At 60.7% G+C, this 16,715-nt stretch carries 14 protein-coding genes; 6 read left to right on the forward strand and 8 right to left on the reverse strand.

Annotated features, from left to right (window positions below):
* Window positions 1-4: 4 nt before the first annotated feature.
* The 6 genes from HMPREF3148_RS08110 to rimP all read right to left on the reverse strand — a co-directional run bounded on the left by HMPREF3148_RS08110 (window position 5) and on the right by rimP (window position 6,581).
* Window positions 5-997: a DHH family phosphoesterase gene (locus HMPREF3148_RS08110; RefSeq protein ID WP_005528972.1), complete on the reverse strand. Its 993-nt coding sequence runs from the start codon at window positions 995-997 to the stop codon at window positions 5-7.
* Window position 998: 1 nt separating this feature from the next.
* Entirely contained in the window at window positions 999-1,442 is a 444-nt protein-coding gene (gene rbfA, locus HMPREF3148_RS08115; RefSeq protein ID WP_034656829.1) for a 30S ribosome-binding factor RbfA, read from the reverse strand.
* Window positions 1,443-1,609: 167 nt separating this feature from the next.
* Window positions 1,610-4,435, reverse strand: coding sequence for a translation initiation factor IF-2 (gene infB, locus HMPREF3148_RS08120; RefSeq protein ID WP_049151826.1), 2,826 nt, complete (start codon window positions 4,433-4,435; stop codon window positions 1,610-1,612).
* Window positions 4,436-4,597: 162 nt separating this feature from the next.
* Window positions 4,598-4,897 carry a YlxR family protein gene (locus HMPREF3148_RS13285; RefSeq protein WP_005528961.1) on the reverse strand — a complete coding sequence of 100 codons (300 nt, stop codon included), beginning with the start codon at window positions 4,895-4,897 and terminating at the stop codon, window positions 4,598-4,600.
* A gap of 104 nt (window positions 4,898-5,001) precedes the next feature.
* Complete coding sequence (nusA, locus tag HMPREF3148_RS08125) at window positions 5,002-6,018, reverse strand: transcription termination factor NusA (RefSeq protein WP_005528959.1); 1,017 nt, start codon at window positions 6,016-6,018, stop codon at window positions 5,002-5,004.
* Window positions 6,015-6,581, reverse strand: a complete 567-nt coding sequence (gene rimP, locus HMPREF3148_RS08130; RefSeq protein WP_005528957.1) for a ribosome maturation factor RimP — start codon at window positions 6,579-6,581, stop codon at window positions 6,015-6,017. Before rimP ends, nusA begins: the two co-directional genes overlap by 4 nt.
* Window positions 6,582-6,631: 50 nt before the next feature.
* Here rimP and HMPREF3148_RS08135 point away from each other — a divergent pair, with 50 nt between their 5' ends.
* The 3 genes from HMPREF3148_RS08135 to HMPREF3148_RS08145 all read left to right on the forward strand — a co-directional run bounded on the left by HMPREF3148_RS08135 (window position 6,632) and on the right by HMPREF3148_RS08145 (window position 10,107).
* The gene (locus tag HMPREF3148_RS08135) at window positions 6,632-7,507 is read left to right on the forward strand and encodes a hypothetical protein (RefSeq protein ID WP_005528955.1); all 876 of its coding nucleotides are present in this window, start codon (window positions 6,632-6,634) and stop codon (window positions 7,505-7,507) included.
* Between the two features lie 70 nt (window positions 7,508-7,577).
* Window positions 7,578-9,557: an MMPL family transporter gene (locus tag HMPREF3148_RS08140; protein WP_005528953.1), complete on the forward strand. Its 1,980-nt coding sequence runs from the start codon at window positions 7,578-7,580 to the stop codon at window positions 9,555-9,557.
* A 214-nt stretch (window positions 9,558-9,771) separates the two neighbouring features.
* Window positions 9,772-10,107 carry a transglycosylase family protein gene (locus HMPREF3148_RS08145; RefSeq protein ID WP_049063472.1) on the forward strand — a complete coding sequence of 112 codons (336 nt, stop codon included), beginning with the start codon at window positions 9,772-9,774 and terminating at the stop codon, window positions 10,105-10,107.
* Window positions 10,108-10,547: 440 nt separating this feature from the next.
* Here HMPREF3148_RS08145 and HMPREF3148_RS08150 read toward each other — a convergent pair whose 3' ends face one another.
* Window positions 10,548-12,323, reverse strand: coding sequence for a proline--tRNA ligase (locus HMPREF3148_RS08150; RefSeq protein WP_049151825.1), 1,776 nt, complete (start codon window positions 12,321-12,323; stop codon window positions 10,548-10,550).
* Window positions 12,324-12,354: 31 nt separating this feature from the next.
* Here HMPREF3148_RS08150 and yaaA point away from each other — a divergent pair, with 31 nt between their 5' ends.
* Complete coding sequence (yaaA, locus tag HMPREF3148_RS08155) at window positions 12,355-13,101, forward strand: peroxide stress protein YaaA (protein WP_005528947.1); 747 nt, start codon at window positions 12,355-12,357, stop codon at window positions 13,099-13,101.
* A gap of 15 nt (window positions 13,102-13,116) precedes the next feature.
* On the opposite strand, the gene HMPREF3148_RS08160 is transcribed toward yaaA, so the two are convergent.
* Window positions 13,117-14,436, reverse strand: a complete 1,320-nt coding sequence (locus HMPREF3148_RS08160; protein ID WP_188093099.1) for a DUF4921 family protein — start codon at window positions 14,434-14,436, stop codon at window positions 13,117-13,119.
* Window positions 14,437-14,474: 38 nt separating this feature from the next.
* On the opposite strand from HMPREF3148_RS08160, the gene HMPREF3148_RS08165 reads away from it, so the two are divergent.
* Both HMPREF3148_RS08165 and HMPREF3148_RS08170 read left to right on the forward strand, forming a co-directional pair.
* Window positions 14,475-15,290, forward strand: a complete 816-nt coding sequence (locus HMPREF3148_RS08165) for a PhzF family phenazine biosynthesis protein (RefSeq protein WP_049151863.1) — start codon at window positions 14,475-14,477, stop codon at window positions 15,288-15,290.
* 53 nt (window positions 15,291-15,343) lie between these two features.
* Entirely contained in the window at window positions 15,344-16,663 is a 1,320-nt protein-coding gene (locus HMPREF3148_RS08170; protein ID WP_049151862.1) for a protein adenylyltransferase SelO family protein, read from the forward strand.
* Window positions 16,664-16,715: the final 52 nt, after the last annotated feature.

Below are 16,715 nucleotides of genomic sequence, written 5' to 3' on the forward strand. Positions count from 1 at the left end.
ATGGTTACTCCCCTACAGCATTTTCTTCGTCGTAAGCGGCAAGTGCGTCGACGAGATGAGCAATGATTTCTTCTGGCTTGCCCAGGGCCGTATAACCGGCCGCCGGGATGTGCCCGCCGCCGTCGAACATGAGCGCCACCTGCGCGCAGTTAACGGTGGAAGAACGCAGCGACACCGCCCAGACTCCCGCGCGTTGCTCTTTGAACACCACGCCCATGTCGGTGCCTTTGAGCGCGCGCACGAAGTCCACCATGGATTCCACGGCGGAATCGGAGTGTGACTGTACTTCTTCAACGGGAACAATAAGCGTGCCGAGGCGGTGCTCGCCAGCTTCGATGATACGCAGACCAGACAGCACGCGGCCGACCATCTGCACGTCGTCTGCAGTATTGGAGTCCATCAGATCCACTGCGATCTGCTTGGTATCGAGCCCGTAAAACATCAGGCGGGCAGCGATGTCGTGCATGGCTGGCCGGCCCCAGCGGAAGCTGCCGGTGTCGGTGACCAGACCGGCATAGAGGCAATGCGCAATCCCGCGGTCGATCTGCACGGAGAGCATATCGAGGACGTCGAGAAGCACCACAGTGGTGGACTCGCACTCCGGATCAATCAGGTTGATGGAACCGAAACCGCGGTTCGATGCGTGATGGTCAATGCACAGAACGCGGCCGGTGCCCGCCATCTTCTCCAACTCCCGCATGAGAGCTCCGGTGCGGTCGATGGAACCGCAGTCCACCGTGACATAAAGGTCATAGCCTTTGGGCAGGGTGTTAACGAGCTCAATCTCGTCGGCGGCAGGGATGGTGAAGAGATTGTTCGAAATCGGGTGTTCCTGGCCGATGACGGTGCGGGTCTGCTTGCCTCGCTGGCGCAACGCCAGGTTCAACGCGGCGGCAGAACCGATAGCATCCGCATCGGGGCGCAGGTGCGTAATGATGCAGATGCTGCTCGCTTCTATCAAGGCGTCGGCGGCGCTTTGATAATCAGTGCGGCGCACCCTAGGCCTCTTCCCGAGCGGAATCCTTGTATGGGTTCGCGTCTCCAGCGGGCTTAGCATTGGCCTTCAGCTTGGCAAGCTCCGCATCGCGGGCGCGGGCGCGCGCCAGCAAATCCTCCATGTGGGCGGAAGCCTCCGGAACGGTATCGACCTCGAAGGCGAGCGTCGGGGTAAAGCGCACGGAGAGCTGATCGCCCACAATCTTGCGCAGTTGGCCCTTCGCGCGATTGAGTGCCTCTGCTGCCTTGTCAAAGTCCGGCTCGGAGTCGATGTCCTTGCCGCGCACGGTGTAGTAAACGGTGGCATCGTGGAGATCACCCGTGACGCGAGTATCGGTGATGGTCACCATCTCGAGGCGACGGTCCTTGATCTCGCGTTCGATGGCACTCGCCACGATTTCCTGAATACGCTTAGCCATTCGTGCAGCACGCGCGTGGTCAACCATGGTGCAACTCCTTCTCCGTCGAACTAGCGATCTCTACCAAGATCTATAAAACCGTGTTCATCTTACATTACTCCGCATCCATGTCCTGCAGCAGAAGCTGCAAATAGAATCGCCAGGGCTTCCCCATCGGGGAAACACCTGGCGATTCTATTTACTCCGCTTGCGGACTAGGTACGCGGAACCTCGACCTCTTCGTAGGCCTGGATCTGGTCGCCCACCTGGATGTCCGGGTAGGACAGGACCATACCGCACTCGTAGCCGGCGTTGATCTCGTTTGCGTCGTCCTTTTCGTGGCGCAGGGACTCGATCTTGGCGTCGGAAGTGATGACGTTGCCATCGCGAACGATGCGGACCTTGCCGTTGCGCTTGACCTTGCCCTCGGTGACCATGCAGCCCGCGATGGTGCCGACGGCGGAGGACTTGAACAGAGCGCGGATCTCCGCAGCACCGGTGTCGCGCTCCTCGTAGATTGGCTTAAGCATGCCCTTGAGAGCAGCCTCGACCTCTTCGATGGCGCGGTAGATAACCGTGTAATAGCGGATATCCACGCCCTCGGCGTTAGCTTCCTCAGTTGCCTTACCCTCAGCGCGAACGTTGAAGGCGATGATGATGGCGTCGGAAGCCGCTGCCAGGGAGACGTTGGTCTGGGTTACAGCACCGACGCCACGGTCGATGATGTTGAGCTGTACCTCGTCGTCGATCTCGATGTCCAACAACGCATCTTCCAGGGCTTCCACCGAACCGGCGTTGTCGCCCTTGAGGATGAGGTTGAGGGTCGAGGTCTCCTTGAGAACTGCATCCAGATCCTCGAGAGAGACGCGCTTGCGAGCCTTTGCCTGCAAAGCGGAACGCTTGCGAGCATCACGCTGTGCAGCAATCTGGCGGGCCACGCGGTCGTCTTCGACCACGAGGAGGTTGTCGCCAGCGCCTGGCACACCGTTGAGGCCCTGGACCTGAACCGGACGGGACGGACCTGCCTCTTCGACGTCGTTGCCGAACTCGTCGAGCATGCGGCGGACACGGCCGTGAGCGTCACCGACGACAATGGAGTCACCAACGCGGAGGGTACCGCGCTGAACGATGACAGTGGCAACTGGACCACGGCCACGATCGAGGTGAGCCTCGATGGCTACGCCCTGTGCGTCCATCTCTGGGTTAGCAGTCAGCTCGAGAGCTGCATCGGCAGTCAGGACAACTGCCTCCAACAGACCATCGATGTTGATGTTCTGCTTTGCAGAGATGTCGACGAACATGGTGTCGCCGCCGTACTCCTCCGGAACCAGGCCATACTCGGTGAGCTGGCCACGGATCTTGTCCGGGGATGCCTCCGGCTTATCGATCTTGTTAACAGCAACCACGACTGGGATGTCCGCAGCCTTGGCGTGGTTAATAGCCTCAACGGTCTGCGGCATGACGCCGTCGTCCGCTGCGACAACCAGGATTGCCAAGTCGGTGGACTTTGCACCACGCGCACGCATAGCGGTAAACGCCTCGTGACCCGGGGTATCCAGGAAGGTGATGGTGCGCTCGCCATCTTCCAGTACAACGGTGGTCTGGTATGCACCGATGCCCTGGGTGATGCCGCCGGCCTCGCCCTCGCGCTCGTTGGTCTTACGGATGGAGTCCAAAAGGCGGGTCTTACCGTGGTCAACGTGACCCATGACGGTAACGACTGGAGGACGCTTCTCAAGAGCCTCTTCGCCGCCCTCGTCCTCACCGAACTGCAGATCGAAGGACTCGAGCAGCTCACGGTCCTCGTCCTCTGGGGAGACGACCTGAACGTCGTAGTTGATCTCGGCGCCGAGCAGCTGCAGGGTTTCCTCGGAAACGGAGGCGGTAGCGGTGACCATCTCACCGAGGTTAAACAGAGCCTGTACCAATGCTGCTGGATCTGCACCAATCTTCTCAGCGAAGTCAGCCAAAGATGCACCTCGGCGCAGACGTACAGTCTGGCCCTTGCCGTCAGGCAAACGTACGCCGCCTACCTCATGCTTCTGCTGCTCTTCGAACTCATGACGCTTCTGACGCTTGGACTTCTTGCCCCTGCGTGGTGCGCCACCTGGACGGCCGAATGCACCGGCGGTGCCGCCGCGACGACCGCCGCGACCGCCACCACGGAAGCCGCCCGGGCCGCCCTGGCCTGGTCCACCCTGGCCACGCCCACCGCGGCCACGGCCACCGCCGCCACCGTTGGAGGACTTAGATGGCATGGCTGCCGGGTTCGGATGCGAAGGCATCATGGCCGGCGATGGGCGGCGTCCCCCGCCCTGCCCCTGGCCTTGACGCTGGTTGCCTTCACCCTGGCCGGAGCGTCCGCCGCCCTTGCCACCACGGTTATCGCCTGGCTTGCCGCCAGGACGTGGGCCCTTGGAACCGCCCGGACGAGGTCCTGGGCGGTCGCCACCGGCACCGCCAGTGGAGAACGGGTTGTTGGCCACGCGGCGGGAGCCGCCTGGCTTCGGCATCGGACGAGGCATGGAGTTACCCGGAGTCGGGCGCTCGCCGCCCGGCTTCGGTGCTGACTTAGCCTCTGCGTTTGCCTGGGACTTCTGTGGAGCCTTCGGAGCCGGCATCGATGCGCCCGGCTTCGGACCTGGCTTAGCTGCAGAAGCGGCAGGCTTCTGGGAAGCCTCGGCCTTTGCAGTCGGTGCAGCTTCCTTTGGCGCGGACTTTGCAGCACCGGACTTGGCAGCTGCTGGCTTCGGCGCACCTGGCTTTGGTGCAGACGCCGCTGCGCCTGGCTTTGCGGAGGTCTTAGCTGCAGGCTTTGCGGCCTTGTCAGCCGCTGCCGCCTTGGCAGGCTGATCGCCGGATGGCTTCTCTCCGCCGGACTGCGCCTCATAGTGGGCGCGCATCTTCTTCACCACTGGGGGTTCAATGGTCGAAGATGCGGTTTTAACGAATTCGCCCTGCTCCTTGAGCGTGGCGAGTAGTTCCTTGCTGGTTACACCGAGCTGCTTTGCGAGCTCGTGAACACGTAGCTTTCCGGGCACTTGTCTCCTTGTGATTGTGACTAGGAGCCAAGGCCAGTGTGGCTTGACCCCTAGTTAATGGCTATGGACTTTCATCGCTGATGCTTCATCGTTGTGCGCTCATCAGTGTTCGGTCTTCCTTTAACTCTGCCTCGTGGAAGCGCGGTGCCTCCACGAATGCACCTAGGTTGCGCCGGCTTTCGCCTGCGTTTCCAGGTACTCACGTACGTGACCTGTATCCACGTCAGTGGATAACCGAAGCGCGCGTCGAAAGGCTCGGGTGCGCTCCGCCAGCTCTAATGCAGTGAGATCCGGGGTAATCCAAGCTCCCCTTCCGGGAAGCCGGCGAAGTGGATCTGCCACGACACGGCGGCCAGTGGGATCGGCGCTATCAACGACGACCCGCAGTAGCTGCGTGTCAGGAAAGCGGCGGCGCGTAGCGATGCACGTACGGAGTCTTGTGTGTGGTTGTCGAGGTGACATCCAACTCCCTACATAAACGATCACTTGAAAAACGCCCCAGCTTTTCTGCATGTGGGCCGCTATCTAGCTTACGCGAAAATGCGGCAAATCCTTAATTAGGTCTTTTAGTCCTGTGCAGCGTCCGAGTGGATGTCGATCTTCCAACCGGTCAGGCGCGCGGCCAGGCGTGCGTTCTGGCCTTCTTTACCGATGGCCAAAGACAGTTGATAGTCCGGCACGGTTACGCGTGCGACCTGCGCATCTGGGTCAACAACCTCGACGCGAACCACCTTCGACGGTGCCAAAGAATTGCCAACGTAAACCGCAGGATCTTCGTTGTAGTCAATGATGTCAATCTTCTCGCCACCAAGTTCACGCATGATGTTGTTGACGCGCTCGCCACGTGGACCAATGCAGGCTCCCTTGGCGTTAAGCCCCTTGGCATGGCCGATGACGGACACCTTCGAACGGTGGCCAGCCTCGCGGGCAATAGCAACGAGCTCCACGGCGCCGTCGCCCACCTCAGGGATTTCAAGCTCGAACAGGCCGCGCACCAACTCCGGGTGGGTACGCGACAAAGTTATCTGCACCTGTGCACCGTTGCGGGTCACGCCGACAACGTAAGCCTTGATGCGGTCACCGTGCTCAAGCTTTTCACCTGGTAGCTGCTCAGCTGGCAGCAGGATGGCATCCTGCGAATCCAGCTCGGTACCCAGCTGAACCACAACCACGCCACGCTCGTTGGCGCGCACGTCACGCTGCACGATGCCAGATACAACACGGCCGGTCAGCTCGGAGTAGGACTCGTAAGTTACCTCAGCCTCTGCCTCACGCAGCTTGCGGATGATTGCCTCACGCACGGCCTGGGCGCCGACGCGGCTGAAGTTTTCTGGAGTGTCATCATATTCGCTGATGACCTCGCCGGTCTCCGGATCAGATTCGGTGACGATGACGGTGACCGCACCGGTGTCTGCATCGATATCAACGCGGGACTTGGTTCCCTCGGATTTACCCGCAGCCGACTGCTCGCGGTAATCCAGGTACGAATACAACAAGGCACCCGCGATTGCTTCAAGCAGGTCCTTTACTTGGATGCCACGCTCAGACTCAATCGTACGGAGTGCCTCTAGATCAATATTCACTTTTCATCCTCTCGGGTTGCCGAGTTCTGCTCGGCGTATTCAAACGTCTGTTGCGCTGCCTCCTGCTCAACGGCAGAAGGTTTAGCAAACTCAATTTCTACCACCGCGCGGGCAATATTTTCCAATCGCTCGATGCGAAAGTACACGTCCTTCTTCACCGTTGTGATGAGCGCTACGGAAGAAGCGTCGTCGGAAAGTGCGCCAATGCGCGCCACTTCGCTCTTGCCTGGGGTCAGCTCGAAAGCGACCAGACGCCCACGGTTGCGGCGCCAATGACGGGGCGCGGTCAGTGGCAGATCGACGCCAGGCGTGGAGACCTCCAGGGTGTATCCGGCACCGAAGTTCAGTTCACCGGACTCCTCCTTGGCGTCGAAGAATTCAGAAATCTGGTTGGAGACTTCCTCCAAAACGTCCGAGCTTGGGCGCTGGTCGCCGTCGATTCGGATAATAACCTGGGACTTCTTACCAGCCTTGGTGGTCTTTACGTCCTCCACATCGAGTCCGCGGGGCTCCAGCAGTGGCTGGAGTAATTCAGTAAGTTGTGCTGCATCTGGAAAAGCCATGCGTTCTAGCCTAACTGCTGCGCCCAGCTGTTGCGTGTAAGGTCTTTTGAGTGAATCACCGCGCCTTGACCCCCGTCGCAACCCTCACCGCACTTGCAGCACTCGTGCCCGCGTTGAGCGGGTGCCAGGCCGTGGACTCCGTCGTGGATTACTTTGGTCCTCGGCCCGACGAGACTCTAGTAGCCCTCGCCCGCAGCGCGGACAATGATGCCCAGAATCTTGCCGATGTCGACGCCAATGCTTCATCCCTGCGCACTGACCAGGCCGACGCACTTTACGCGGAGGTGAAACGTCTGTGCGGCCTCAATAACGAAGGTAACGCTCCCCGCTCGTGCACGGTAGAGCGCACGACTGACGCGCCGCTTTCCGACGTCGATGTGGCTAAAACCCTCAACGAAGCTGCGCATCGCACCCGTGACGCGTTGAGCGAAGTCAGCTCTGAGTCCCGCGCATTAGTGACTAACCAGGCCATTGTTTTGGATGCCTGGGACGGCGCCGAGTTGCCCGCAATCCCGGAGCTCGAGGCAGCAGATCTGGAAAGCGCTACCAGCTTGTTGAACTGGGAGTACGAGCAAGTCTTCGGCCTCGACTTCGCGCGTAGCTATGCATCACCGGAGATAGAAGCAGACATCGACAACCGTTTGTCGCTGCACGAAAAGCGCATTGAGGCCCTGCAAGGCGCAATCGGGGAAGTCGCTAAGGTTCCGCAACCGGCGGTGGCTTATCAACCGACGGCAGTTGCTGGCGTCGCTCTTCCCACCGACGCTTCTTCGGCCCAGAGCTACGTGGACAAATTGGGGTGGAATGACACTCTGAAGTGGGAGGATGCCGCTTCGAAGGCCGCCGCCCCCACCGCCGAAGGCGAGGAGCGCGTGGCATGGCGCAACTGGCTCATCGCCGTCGCCGCTCAATCACGCGGTCTCTAGAGCATCCAAGCACCCTGTCAGCGCGCTATCTTTTAACCCCGTACATTGGGTAGCTCGTAAAGTGGCGTAAGTGAATTCTCAAAAGATGCGCCACTTTCGGTGGCTAGCGCTCGTCCTCGTCATCCTCGCTATCGGGGCTATCGGCCTGGGCGGCCTCGACCAACCTGAGTCCTCGACTGCCTCGCTGCCCAAGGACATGGACTCCACCACGGTGGCCCAGCTACAGGAGGAGATCTCCAAGCAGGAATCCGAGGGCGAGTCAGCGCAAGCTGCCATCGTCTTTTTTGATTCGGATAAGCCACTCGATGTCAATGCCCTGCGTGGTGTGGCAAAGGAACTCGGCGGCCCGCTCATCCCGAGCGAGGATGGGCAGTCTGCCATCGTCCCGGTTCAGGTAGAGGCGGGTACGCCTACCGAGAATGCTGACAAGGTCACGCAGCTACGCGAGGACGCCGCTGCTGATCTTCCAGAGGGCGTGACCTCCCAGGTCACCGGCCCTGCTGCAATCAAGGCGGACCTCGCGGGTGTCTTCCAAGGCGCTAACTTTATGCTTCTGGCAGTAACCGCGGGCATTGTGGCGGTGCTCCTCATTGTTACGTACCGCTCCCCTGTTCTGTGGCTGCTTCCGCTGCTTGTCATCGGTGTCGCTGACCGTGTGGCCGCGACTGTCTACACTTACGTTCTCGACGCATTCGGCGTGACGTGGAACGAGTCCACCTCGGGCATCTTGTCCGTGCTTGTTTTCGGCGCGGGCACCAACTACGCACTACTGCTTATCTCCCGCTATCGCGACGAACTGACCTCTACCTCGGACCGCTACGCGGCCATGGCGCGCGCATGGGTACCGACGCTGAAAACCGTTTCGGCCTCGGCAGGAACCGTGGTGCTGGGCGTTCTCTGCCTCTTGCTTTCCCTCATCCCAACCACGCAGGGGCTCGGTGCGGCCGCTGCGGTGGGCGTCTTCGTGGCTTGGTTGTTCGCTATGTTCGCGCTGCCTGGCGTTCTGGTTGCTTTTGGCCGCTGGATCTTCTGGCCACGCCGTCCGCGGCAAGGCGATACTCCGGATCACAAGCTGTGGGACAAGATTGGCGGACTCGCGGCCAAGGCTCCGAAGCGTATTGCTGCGGTGTCGCTGCTCATCCTGGCTATCTGCTCCATCGGTTACTTTCAGACCTCGACGGGTCTTACGCAGTCGGACCAGTTCATCGATACCCCTGAATCCATCAGCGCAGGCGAGGCCCTCGAGGAGGCCTTCCCTGATCAGTCCTCTACCCCGCCGCTCGTAGCAACCCAGGATCCGGCTGGCACCACCAGGGACATCGAGGCAATGGGTGCTAGTGCGCAGGAACAAGGCAGCGCTGAGGGATGGAGCCTCCTGCAGGTCTCCGGCGCGGACTTCCTACAGCTGCGTGAGAAGTTCGGCGACCACCAAGGTGAGCGCGCCGATGGCGCCGTGCTCGTAGGCGGTGCCGATGCGCAGCTGGTTGATGAGGAATCAGCCGCGGAGCGGGACCGCAAGATTATCTTCCCGCTGGTCTTGGCCCTCATCTTTGGCGCTCTCGTGATCATGCTGCGTTCTTTCCTGGCACCGGTCATCATGGTCGCTTCCGTGTTGCTGACCAACGTGGCGGCCATCGGCCTGGGGTGGTGGCTCTCCCACTACCTGCTGGGCTTCGACCGCTTCGCGTCCAACACCCCGTTGTTCGCTTTCGTGTTCTTGGTTGCATTGGGCATCGACTACACCATCTTCCTCATCACCCGCGCCCGGGAGGACGCCGGTGAGATTGGCACCCGCCGCGGCATCTTGACGGCGCTTTCAGCAACAGGTGGCGTGATTACCTCTGCCGGTATCTTGCTGGCGGCAGTGTTCGCTGCACTCGGCGTGCTGCCGCTGGTGGTTCTGGCCCAGCTGGGCATCACCGTGTTCATCGGCGTGCTTCTGGACACCCTCATCGTCCGCACTGTCTTGGTCCCATCGGTGGTGCAGATCCTCGGCGAGAAGTTCTGGTGGCCTGCGCACCCATTCGCAGAAAAGCACGATGCGGATTAGCTCCCCCCCTCCTTGGAATCCCCTGCACGCGGCCAGCAAAACCTCAGGGGATTCTACGGTGCATTTCATTGCATGTGCACCACCGCAGCTTTTACCTTGGACGGTCATGAACTCACCGGAGATACCGCGTGTAGATCGTGTAGATACCGCGTGGATATTCCGGGTGTTCGGCTTGAGACCTTTAGAAGACACAAAGAGAAGGAGTACTTTCTCAATGCGTTCCAAGAAGAAGTTTGCAACCCTATCCGCTACCGCTGCATTGGGCGTCGCAGCACTGGCTACCCCGGCAGCCAACGCCGCACCGGTCTCCGCGTGGGACCAGGTGGCAGCGTGCGAGTCCGGCGGCAACTGGCAGGTTAACACTGGTAACGGCTACTACGGCGGCCTCCAGTTCAGCGCCCAAACCTGGTCAGGATTCGGCGGACAGCAGTACGCACCGACCGCAGACCAAGTAACCAAGGAGCAGCAGATCGCTGTTGCTGAACAGGTGCTTGCCGCCCAGGGCGCTGGCGCTTGGCCCAACTGCGGTGGCCCAGTCGGCGGCTACTAAAGCCACACCCATACGTGCCATAAGGCCCTGCCCTCTAGCAGGCTTCACGAAAGCAGCTAGAGCGCAGGGCCTTAGTGTGTTCCCAGCAACCCACCGCTTTGTATCCCAGCAACGTACTTCTGTATGCAAATAGGCCCCCTAAAACACGGCAAACAGCTGCCCTATTTACACAGAGCGGTACTCGCCCTCTAACGGCTCGCCTCAACCCCGCGCACCGCACCCAGAAGCAGCACCCCACAAACCGCCCCCCACTCGGAAACGCCCCGCGAACCCGCGCAGCCGGTGAGGCCCCAGCTGCCAGGTACCTATATACGCAAATAAGGCCCCCAAATCACAAGATTGGAAGCCTTATTTACATGCAGCGGTACCTGCGCCTTACCAGCACGCGCTAACAGCGCACCCTAACAGCACGCGCTAACAGCGCACCCTAACGGCACGACTCAACCGCGCACGAGCTCGAGGAGCTTGTCTACGATCTCATCGGCTGGGACCTCAAGGGTCTCGCCGCCGCGGATGCGCAGCTCAATGATTCCGTCCGCGAAGGAACGGCCGAGAATGGCGATGAACGGCATACCGAGGAGCTCAGCATCCTTGAACTTCACGCCTGGGGAAACCTTGGGGCGGTCGTCGAAAAGCACCTCAATGCCCGCAGCATCCAGATCCTCCACCAGCTTCTGACCTGCCTCAAGTGCAGCGGCGTCCTTGTTCGCAACGGCGACGTGTACCTGGAACGGCGCGACGTCGACAGGCCAGCGCAGGCCCTTCTCATCCGCCTGCTGCTCAGCCAGAACAGCCATCATGCGGGAAACACCAATGCCGTAGGAGCCCATGGTCGGAACGGCGCGCTTGCCGTTCTCGTCCAGAATCTGGACGTCGAAAGCCTTGGTGTACTTGCGGCCCAGCTGGAAGATGTGGCCGAGCTCAATGCCGCGCTCCAGGGTCAAGGTACCCATGCCACCTGGTGCTGGATCGCCTTCCTTGATCTCAGCTGCCTCAATGAACTCGTCGACCTCAAAGTCGCGGCCAGCCACGCAGTTCACCACGTGGTGGTTCTTCTCATCCGCACCGGTGATCCAGGAGGAGCCCTTCACCACGCGCGGATCCGCATAAACCTTGACGCCATTGGCGTTGAGAGCACGCGGGCCTACGTAACCGCGGACCAGGAATGGGTTTGCCTTGAAGTCCTCATCCGTAGCCAGCTCAAACTCGGCAGGCTCCAGGGAAGCTTCCAAACGCTTCTCATCAAGCGCACGGTCACCCGGGATGAGAACTGCAGCCAGCTCCCACCCCTTCTCGGTCTCGCCGTCGTTGACCGTTGGGTGAGCAACCTTGACGACCATGCACTTCAGGGTGTCCGCACCGGTCACAGCGCGGCCATTAACCTGAATGCCCTCGGAGTTCGCCCACTCCACCAGGGTGTCAATGGTCTCAGAATCCGGAGTCTCGTAAACCTTAGCCTCAGCAAGGCCCTCCAGCGGGGTCTCCTCCGGAGCTGGGGTCACCACTGCCTCAACGTTGGCCGCATAATCGCCCTCGGTGGCGCGCACGAAGGTGTCCTCGCCTGCCGGGGAAACAGCCAGGAACTCTTCGGAAGCAGAGCCGCCCATGGCACCAGACGTTGCCTTACAGATGGCGTAATCAATCTCCAGACGGTTAAAGATGTTCTGGTAAGCCTTGCGGTGGCGCATGTAGGACTCATCCAAACCCTCGTCCGTCATGTCAAAGGAGTAAGAATCCTTCATCACGAACTCGCGGCCGCGCAGGATGCCCGCACGCGGGCGCTCCTCGTCGCGGTACTTGGTCTGGATTTGGTACAGGGTAACTGGGAAGTCCTTGTAGGAGGAGTACATGTCCTTCACGGCACCCGCGAACATCTCCTCGTGGGTTGGGCCGAGGAGCATGTCAGCGCCCTTGCGGTCCTTAAGGCGGAAGAGGTTGTCGCCGTACTCGGTCCAGCGATCCGTCAGCTCATAAGGCTCGCGCGGCAGAAGTGCCGGGAAGAGCATCTCCTGGCCGCCAATGGCGTTCATCTCCTCGCGCACGATGTTTTCAATCTTGGTCAGGGTGCGCAGACCCAGCGGCAGCCAGGTGTACACGCCCGGCGCGGCGCGGCGCACGTATCCTGCACGAACGAGAAGCTTGTGGCTGAGGACTTCGGCATCTGCCGGATCTTCGCGCAGAGTGCGAAGGAAGAGATTTGAAAGGCGAGTAATCATGCTTAGCACTCTACATCGCTAGTATTTACCTATGCTCATTCTCCTCCCACCTTCTGAAACAAAGGCCCATGGCGGCACCGGCGCCCCACTGAATTGGGACGAGCTTTCTTTCCCCGCGCTCAATCCTGTCCGCCAGGACATAGCCGCGGACCTGGCACAACTCGACGTCGACAAGGCGCTCGAGGTGCTCGGTATCTCTGAGAAGTTGCGGCCGGAAGCAGAATCCAACACCGAGCTTTTCGCCTCTCCCACGATGCCCGCGATTGAGCGTTTTACGGGCGTGCTTTACGACGCGCTCGATGCCGCCACGTTGCCGCCTGCCGCACGCGCTCGGCTCGCCATTGGCGACGCATTATTTGGCATTACCCGCGCCAGCGACATGATTCCGCATTACCGCCTCTCCGGAGGAACGAAGCTGCCGACCAAGGACGGCGAAACGCCGACGTTGAAATCGCGCTGGGGGAAGGCCATCACGGAGCAACTCGCTGAGGTTGCGCAATCAGGTGAGCTCGTCGTGGACATGCGCTCGGGCACTTACCAACAGCTGGGCAAGTTTAAACAGGCGGTCACCATTCGCGTGGAGTCGGTCCAGGAGGATGGCTCGCGCAAGGTCGTCTCGCACTTCAATAAGCATTACAAGGGCCAGCTGGCACGAATCTTGGCGCTCTCCCCCGCTGATGCCTACGCCGTTGACGACGTCGCAGCAATCGCCTCGGCGGCAGGCCTCACGGTCGAGGGCCCGCAGCCGGGCAAACTCGAACTCACTCTCGTGGTCTAGCTTTTGACAAGCGGTCTAGCTTTGGCGAGATGAGAGATAGCGCAGGCTGTTGCGCTCCAGCCGGCATTCGGTGGCAATCGCGATGCCCGAAGCCAGCTTCCCGCGCCCGCGCAAGCTGTACATTGAGTCAACGATGCGGTCGCGCAGGTCCCACGGAGAAATGGTGTTGATGTAGACCTTGGTACCGCCCTCGAAACCGGCGAGCGTCGACACGCGCAGCTTAATCATGACGCGCCACGGCTGCGCCACATCAACCGAAGGTGCCTTGTGGTGCCATTCCTCATTGCACGCAACATCTGGGCCCACGGCCGCGTGTGCGGCGTGCATGAGGTCTGACATTCCGCGGATCTCACCCGGAGTTTGCTCCCAGGGGGCGCAGTGCCTCGACTTGGAGAAGAGCTCCAGCGTGGGATAGCGGTGACCAAAGCCTGCGAAGAGCACCGCGTAGTCATTCTCAGCGATAACCAGGTTGTGCTGTGCGGCGTACCCCACGGCCCAATCGTTGTACATATTGGGATGCGAGCGCAGGATGTCATTTTCCCGCATGGCAGACATACTGAGGTCATCGATGGCGACGAGCTGCTTGTGCAGGTGCTCGAAGGACGCTCCGGCGGGTGCCAGCCAGTTCTGAAAGGCCACTACGTAATCGGCATAGCGGTTACGGGCGTAGAGATCCCGCATGGAGTCCGCGGTAAAGGAAGTCAGCAAGAAGTGCTCGTCTGGGCTCAGCGTGCCTGAGGACGCCAGCTGCGAGTCATCCGTAGCGCCGTCGACAAAGTGGCGGGAGCCAATGATGACGTCGTGCCCACCGCCGAAGAAGCAGCCGGCCTGCGCGAGCAGTTCCTCCTCCCTCACCTCAGCGTCCTTGCCCGCGGCTTTCAGCTTGGTGCGTACGGTCTTGAGAACGTGTTCGCGGCCTGCGGGGTCGGCGATATAGGCGTGCATTCGCTCGGCCGACTCGTCATCCATCTTGTACTGGTAGTTCGCGGTCCAGTAGTCATAGGAGACGATCTCGAAGAGATTGGGCACTCGACGAAACGCAGGCTCAGTATGGTCCAGGTCCGCTGCGCCCACGCCACGGAGCACCTCGCCGGAGCCTAGGATGCGTGACTTTTCAGGCGGGGTATCAAGTTTGCGGTCGGAGCAAAACGCACACGTGGAGGTATGCGCCCCTACTGCTAGGGGCTCGGGACTCTCCGGGGCGTGGGAGAACGGACGGTTTCCCCTGCCGGGTACGGTCCACACTTCAGTGCCGGAAAAAGGGTTGACCTGTTTGACGGTTCCGTCAGCCATCACTTGGATCGGTTCGATGCGGCTAAAGAGTGCTTCGCTCATGCCTTTTAGGATAGCCCCAGACCCGTATGCTGGTGGCCATGCGTCACGAGTACTTCGAAGTAGATGTCTTTGCCACCACTGCATTTTCTGGCAATCCGCTAGCCGTCATTGCCGGTGCTGATGAGCTCAGCAGCGAACAGATGCAGCACATAGCCAACTGGACCAACTTCTCTGAAACGACCTTTCTGCTGCGCCCCACAACCCCCGATGCGGACTACCGCGTCAGGATTTTCACGCCGCACGAAGAGTTTCCTTTTGCTGGGCACCCAACGCTTGGCACAGCCTGCGTCTTCGCTGAGCTCACTGGCAAGGAAGGCGACTTGGTCCAAGAGTGCGGTGTTGGTTTAGTGCGTATCAAGCAAGAGGATCGCGTCTTTTCCTTCGCCACGCCGGAGCTCCAGCGCTCGGGTGCGCTCGGCGAATCAGAACTCGCGGAGACAGCAGATGCACTGGGGGTGAGCAGCGACGACATCGTTGATGCCGCATGGGTGGACAACGGCCCGGGATGGCGCCTCGTGCAGCTTACCGATGCGGACACCGTGCGCGCGTTGCGTCCCTCTTACTCCCGCGATATCAAAGTCGGCGTGGTGGGCCTTGCGGCCAATCCCACCGAAGGCCAGCCCCTTTACGAAGTTCGTGCCTTCACCCGTGAATTTGAGGACCCAGTCACTGGTTCTTTCAACGGCGGTGCCGCGCAATTCATGCGTGAGCGCGGGCTCGTTCCTGCTCGCTACACCGCACGCCAGGGCAGCCAGTTAGGACGCGATGGCCTGGTGCACATTGCTGACGACGGCGCGAACATCTGGGTGGGCGGCTCCATCCACATCCGAGTGCGCGGCGAACTGGAGTCATAGGAGTGAAGATTCCTTTCGAGCTTTCCCATACTTTCGCTCGCAGCCTGCCGGGGATGGTCCGCCCAAGCCGCGGCGAGGAACAGCCCCAGCCGCAGGTAGTCATCGTGAACGAGGCATTGGCCGCCGAGCTTGGGCTGGACGTCGACTGGCTGCGTTCCCCAGCGGGCATTGAGTTCTTGCTGGGCCGCAGCACCGATGAGCAACCCCACGCCATGGCATATGCGGGCTACCAATTCGGGCAGTTCAACCCCACGATGGGGGACGGCCGCGCGCTGTTGCTCGGCGAGATAGAAAACGAATCTGGCCGCTGGGACCTCCATACCAAGGGCACTGGCCCCACCCCGTACTCGCGCCTTGGTTCTGATGGACGCGGCACCTTACGCTCGATGCTGCGCGAATACCTCTTTTCGGAAGCCATGCATGCGCTGGGAATTCCTACGACGCGCTCTCTGGCGGTTATTTCTACCGGCCGCAAGATCCAGCGCCAGATGGTGGAGGAAGCAGGCGTTTTAGTGCGCGTGGCTGCCAGCCACATTCGTATCGGTTCATTCCACTACGCTGCGCAAACCGGTCAGCTGGAGGACCTTGCCAACTACACCATCGCGCGGCATTATCCCGGCAGCGACTACAAAGAGCTGTACTCGCGTGCGATGGACGCACAAATCGCTACCGTTGCCGCGTGGCAGCACGTGGGCTTTATTCACGGCGTGATGAACACCGACAACACCACGCTTTCGGGCCAGACCATCGATTACGGGCCGTGTGCCTTCATGGAGTCCTACGACCCTGACACGTGGTTTAGCTCGATCGATGCGCAGGGACGCTACCGCTTTCGCAATCAGCCAGAAATTCTCGGGTGGAACTTCGCCCGGCTGGCGGAGAGCATGCTGCCGCTTTTCGACGCCTCCCCCGACGCCGCTATCGCCTATGCCCAAGAAACCATCAATGGCTTCTACAAGCGCTTCGAGGACCAACGCAAGCGTGACTTCCAGCAGCGCTTTGGCTTCGAAGAGGGTGGCGAGTACTTCGCGGCGCTGGCGCAATCGGGTGCTGACTTCACTCTTGCTAATCAGGGCCTGGCCAAGGCTTTGCATGGTGAGCCTGATGCGCTGGACCACCTGCTTTGTGATTGCACAGATGCGCCCGACACTTCTTTCCTCAAGGACTACCGCAAACGCGTCTCAGGCGCCGCGGCGGCTGCGGTGCCTCCGCTGCCGCGCGTCATTCCGCGTCCACACAATGTTGAGGCGGCCCTGCTGGACTTGGATTTGTTCCAAGAGTTCCTCCACGCAGTCACGCATCCAAGGCAGCCGAACGAAAAATTTGAAACTCCCGGTGATACCGAGGGCTACCTGACTTATTGCGGCACTTAAGGCAGCTGGAGCGGAACGCCGCGCACCCCACCAATTTACGTTTGTAATGTGG

Source organism: Corynebacterium sp. HMSC05D08, assembly GCF_001807215.1.
GTDB classification, from domain to species: Bacteria; Actinomycetota; Actinomycetes; order Mycobacteriales; family Mycobacteriaceae; genus Corynebacterium; species Corynebacterium striatum.